The sequence below is a fragment of the Actinomyces naeslundii genome (genome assembly GCF_001956585.1).
Lineage (GTDB): Bacteria > Actinomycetota > Actinomycetes > Actinomycetales > Actinomycetaceae > Actinomyces > Actinomyces naeslundii.
The window spans coordinates 51,426-56,518 of record NZ_MSRR01000029.1 but is presented as its reverse complement, the minus strand read 5'-3'; the positions used below and the strand labels follow the sequence as shown (position 1 = coordinate 56,518).

Here is a 5,093-nt window from a genome sequence, read left to right as displayed (position 1 = left end):
GGCGACGCCGTCGATCGTGTCCGCTCGGGACTGGTGACGAACTCGCCAGCGTCCAGGACGGGTCTCCCCCGCGCCTCAACGCGAACGGGGCGCGCCCCGCAGTGGAGCGCGCCCCGTCGGCTGGACCTGTTCTCAGGCGTCCAGGTCGGTCTCCAGGAGAGCCTTGAGCTCCTCGAGAGCGGCGTCGGCGCCGTCGGCGTCGGAAGCCAGGGTGACGACGTCACCGAAGCCGGCGCCCAGGGTCATCACACCGAGAATGGAGGAGGCGTCGACCGCAGAGCCGCCCTCCTTGGCGATGGTGACCGGGACGCCCTTCTCGGCGACAGCCTTGACGAAGGTGGCGGCAGGACGGGCGTGCAGACCGACCTTGGAAGCAATGGTGGCGGTGACCTGGGCCATGTGAAGCTCCTTATGACATGTGGGGGCTAACGGTGAGGGGACCGAATCACGCCCCCGCACCGGTGTGAGCAGCGCGATGGCTGCCGTCCCGGCCGAGACTACCCGAGATCACGGCTCAGTTGCACTGTTCCACCCTTCAAAAAGGCCTATAGGCGTGGCGGGGCTCACTCAGGAGCCCGCAGAACCGGCATAGGGGGACAGGACGACCTCGACCCGCTGGAGCTCCTTGACGTCGGCGTAGCCGGTGGTGGCCAGGGTGCGCCGCAGGGCGCCCATGATGTTGAGGGTGCCGTCGGCGCGGTCGGAGGGGCCGTTGAGGATCTCGGCCATGGTGCCCACTGTGCCCACGTAGCTGCGGAAGCCCCGCGGCAGGCGCTCATGGCGGGCCTCCGCACCCCAGTGGTACCCGCCTCCCGGAGCCTCCTCGGCGCGGGCGAGGGCGGCTCCGAGCATGACGGCGTCGGCACCGCAGGCAATGGCCTTAACGACGTCACCGGAGTTGCCCACGGAGCCGTCGGCGATGACGTGGACGTAGCGGCCCCCGGACTCGTCGAGGTAGTCGCGCCGGGCCCCGGCGACGTCGGCCACGGCGGTGGCCATGGGCATGTGCAGGCCCAGGACCTGACGCACTGAGGAGGAGGCTCCGCCGCCCTGGCCCACGAGGACGCCGGCAGCGCCGGTGCGCATGAGGTGGAGGGCGGCGGTGTAGGTGGTCACCCCTCCGACGACGACGGGTACGTCGAGCTCGTAGATGAAGCGTTTGAGGTTGAGGGGCTCAACGGCTCCCGAGACGTGCTCGGCCGACACGAAGGAACCGCGAATGACCATGAGGTCCACGCCCGCCTCGAGGACAGTGCGCCAGTGCCGCTGGGTCTGGGCGGGACTGAGACGCCCGGCGACGACGACCCCGGAGGCGCGGATCTGGGTCAGCCGCTCTGTGATGAGCTCGGGCCTGACTGGGGCCCGGTAGACCTCCTGCAGGACGCTGGTGGCCTGGGACGGGGAGGCTCGGCGGATGCGCTCGAGGGCATCGGTGGGATCCTCGTAGCGAGTCCACAGCCCCTCCAGGTCCAGCACGCCGATCCCACCCAGGCGTCCCACCATGATCGCCGTCTCGGGGCTCATCACCGAGTCCATGGGTGAGGCCATGACCGGTAGGTCCACGTGGTAGGCATCGATCTGCCAGCCCACGCGCACCTCGGAGGTGTCACGAGTACGGCGCGCCGGCACCAAGGCGATGTCGTCGAAGGAGTAGGCGCGCAGGGCGCGCTTGGAGCGTCCGATCTCGACCTCTGTGCTCATGGCCCGATCCTAGTGGGCCCAGCTCATATCTACCGGAACGACCGGCGGAGCAGCCGGCGTGCTCGGCTGGCGCACCGAGGCCGGACGAGGCACACAGACAGCCGCCATTGATGTCGTGCCCCGGTGGCATGCTGGGACCATGAGCACCCCGCACTCCTCCTCATCCGACGCCGCCCCCGCCACCGCCTGGCCCTTCGGCCCGTTGCTCGGCTTCGACACGGAGACCACCGGCGTGAATCCTTCCCAGGACCGTCTTGTCACCGCCGCACTGATCCGGCGCACCGAGCGCACGATCGGTGGAGATCGACAGCAGTCGGTGACCACCTGGCTGGCAGATCCAGGGGTGGAGATCCCCGAGGCGGCCTCGGCGGTCCACGGCGTGACCACCGAACGGGTCCGGGCCGAGGGCCGACCGGTGACCGAGGTGCTGGCAGAGGTGAGCGACCTGCTGGTGACGGCGATGGCCGCCGGGACCCCTGTCGTCGCCTTCAACGCCTCCTACGACCTGACCCTCATGGAGGCCGAGCTCGCCCGTCACGACCTGCCCACGATGCGCTCGCGCCTAGGACGCGAGCTGGGTCCCATCGCCGATCCCCTGGTCCTGGACCGGGCCGTGGACCGCTATCGCAAGGGCAAGCGCCGACTGGGCGATCTCTGCGAGGTCTACGGTGTGCAGGTCGACGAGGCCCTGCACACGGCGGAGGTGGACGTGATCGCTACGCTCGACGTGCTCGAGGCGATGGCCATCGCCCACCCGCAGGTCTCGGAGCTCGGCCCCGAACAGCTCGTAGCCTTCCAGGCCAGAGCCCACCGCACCTGGGCGGAGTCCTTCAACGAGTGGCTGGCGCGCAAGAATCCCTCGCGCACACCGGCCCAGACCGCATGGCCCCTACCGGACTCCCCCATGAGCTGAGCCGTAGGACTCACCCGTCGTACAACCACCGAGGGGCTTCCACCCCAGAAAGCCGACCGGAGTGACCCGGCCGGCTTCCCGAACGACAGTCTCTGCTCGCGCCTCAGGCGCTGTCACGCCCGGTGTAGTTGGGAGCCTCAACGGTCATCTTGACGTCGTGAGGGTGGGACTCCTTGAGGCCGGCGCTCGTGATGCGCACGAACTGCCCGCGCTCCTTGAGCTCGGGGATCGTACGGGCCCCCACGTAGAACATGGACTGGTGCAGCCCGCCCATGAGCTGGTAGACGACGTCGCCCAGCGCCCCGGAGTAGGGAACCTGCCCCTCAATGCCCTCGGGGACGATCTTGGAGTCGGAGGAGACATCGGCCTGGAAGTAGCGGTCCTTGGAGTAGGAGGTGCGTCCGCGCGAGCTCATGGCGCCCAGCGAGCCCATGCCGCGGTAGCGCTTCCACTGCTTGCCGTTGACGAAGACGAGGTCGCCGGGCGACTCCGTGCAACCGGCCAGGAGGGAACCGAGCATGACCGTCTCCGCCCCGGCCACAAGCGCCTTGGCGATGTCACCGGAGTACTGCAGGCCTCCGTCGGCGATGAGTGGGACCCCGGCGGGGTTGCAGGCACGCGCGGCCTCGTAGATGGCCGTCACCTGGGGAACACCCACGCCGGCCACGACTCGGGTGGTGCAGATGGAGCCGGGCCCCACTCCGACCTTGACGGCGTCGACCCCGGCGTCGATGAGCGCCTGAGCACCCTCCCGTGTCGCAACGTTGCCGCCGATGACCTCGATGCCGCTGAAGGTGGAGTCGGACTTGAGGCGCGAGATCATCTCCAGCGCCAGCTTGGCGCCACCATTGGCGGTGTCAACGATGAGAACATCCACACCGGCCTCGGCCAGGGCTCCGGCACGGTCCCAGGTGTCCCCCCAGTAGCCGACGGCGGCACCCACCACGAGACGTCCCTCGGAGTCCTTGGTGGCGTTGGGATACTGCTCGGTCTTGACGAAGTCCTTGACCGTGATGAGCCCCGTGAGGCGCCCCTCGGTGTCAACGAGGGGAAGCTTCTCGATTCGATGCTCGGCCAGGAGCGCCTTGGCGTCCTCCCGAGAGATGCCGGTGGAGCCGGTGATCAGGCGGTCGCGCGGCGTCATGCACTCGCGCACGGTCAGGCTCGACCACCGCTCGGGCGGGACGAAACGCAGGTCACGGTTGGTGATGATCCCCTGAAGGTTGCCGCCCTCATCCACGACCGGCAGCCCCGAGACCTTGTAGTGCCCGCAGAGCTCATCGAGCTGAGCAATCGTGGCATCCGGCCCGACAGTCACCGGGTCGGTGACCATGCCGGACTCCGAGCGCTTGACGCGCCGTACCTGCTGCGCCTGCTCCTCAATGGACAGGTTGCGGTGGAGGATGCCGATACCGCCCTGACGGGCCATGGCAATGGCCATGTCCGACTCGGTGACCGTGTCCATGGCCGCCGAGAGGAGGGGCGTGGCCAGGCTGATCCTCGGAGTCAGCCTGGAGGTCGTATCGACCTCGGAGGGGATGACGTCGGTCAGCCTGGGCAGCAGGAGCACGTCATCATAGGTCAGTCCGGTGGGGGCAAAGACGTCAGGGCTGGTGATCGAGTCGCTCACGGGGACATCGTAGGACGACCTGACCATCCCGTGCATATCCGCCGGCGCCGGCCAGCTCGCCTCACCCACCCCCCTGGGAACCGAGCAGTCTTACAGAGCAAGACGATCCCTGCGTCATTTCCGAGACCACCACAACGACGTGAGTTGCACCTCAAAAATAAATCAAGAACGAATGCGGAACGTTTCAGAAAAAAGATGATCCACATGCATACATCATTCACAAAACGTTTCTGCTATTCGAGCGCCACAATATGACACACGATTTCAGATAGCCAGAACACAGATGTCCAGCAAATCTGGAGAAAATTTCGTTGTGAGATAGAATGATTCTTCTTGATTAACGCACCGAGCGATCTTATCGTTACGTATAGCACATCAAGTTCGGTGTGCCCGACCGCCATATCCAAAGGAGGGGAGGTAGGCAATGCACGACTCTTCGCGTCTGCCCGGCCCGATCTCCACCCTCTGGGAGTGGCAGTACCGTGGGGCCTGCCTCGGCATGGATTCCTCGGTTTTCTTCCACCCCGAAGGAGAGAGAGGCGGTTCCCGTCGACGACGGGACGAACGAGCAAAGGCCATTTGTCAGGACTGCCCCGTCCTGGAAGAGTGCCGAGAGCACGCCCTCAGCACTCGCGAGCCCTATGGCGTCTGGGGAGGCATGAGCGAGGAGGAGCGGCGCGCTTACTACGAGCAGCAGGCACGCCGTTTCGCCAACGAACCGGCCTGACGCTCCGCCCTGTTTCAGGGAACCGATAGCACAGACGTTCCCAGCTCAACGTCCGGACGATCGTCCAGACACAGCACATCGATGCAGCCGGCTTTCTGCTGCAGACGTGTTGAAGGGGAGGC

5 protein-coding genes are annotated in these 5,093 nt (G+C 66.8%); 2 read left to right on the top strand and 3 right to left on the bottom strand.

Going from position 1 to position 5,093, the window contains the following annotated elements; translation table 11 throughout:
• Positions 1-132: 132 nt before the first annotated feature.
• The gene (locus tag BKH33_RS11875) at positions 133-399 is read right to left on the bottom strand and encodes an HPr family phosphocarrier protein (RefSeq protein WP_003781126.1); all 267 of its coding nucleotides are present in this window, start codon (positions 397-399) and stop codon (positions 133-135) included.
• A 168-nt stretch (positions 400-567) separates the two neighbouring features.
• Entirely contained in the window at positions 568-1,701 is a 1,134-nt protein-coding gene (locus tag BKH33_RS11870; RefSeq protein ID WP_003781110.1) for a GuaB3 family IMP dehydrogenase-related protein, read from the bottom strand.
• A gap of 139 nt (positions 1,702-1,840) precedes the next feature.
• Between BKH33_RS11870 and BKH33_RS11865 the strand changes: the two genes are divergently transcribed.
• Positions 1,841-2,614 (top strand): exonuclease domain-containing protein, encoded by a 774-nt coding sequence (locus BKH33_RS11865; protein ID WP_043538903.1) that lies wholly within the window; start codon positions 1,841-1,843, stop codon positions 2,612-2,614.
• Between the two features lie 103 nt (positions 2,615-2,717).
• Here the strand turns inward: BKH33_RS11865 and guaB are convergent, their stop codons facing one another.
• Complete coding sequence (gene guaB, locus BKH33_RS11860) at positions 2,718-4,280, bottom strand: IMP dehydrogenase (protein WP_171971900.1); 1,563 nt, start codon at positions 4,278-4,280, stop codon at positions 2,718-2,720.
• A gap of 388 nt (positions 4,281-4,668) precedes the next feature.
• On the opposite strand from guaB, the gene BKH33_RS11855 reads away from it, so the two are divergent.
• Positions 4,669-4,971, top strand: coding sequence for a WhiB family transcriptional regulator (locus tag BKH33_RS11855; protein WP_003781130.1), 303 nt, complete (start codon positions 4,669-4,671; stop codon positions 4,969-4,971).
• Positions 4,972-5,093: the final 122 nt, after the last annotated feature.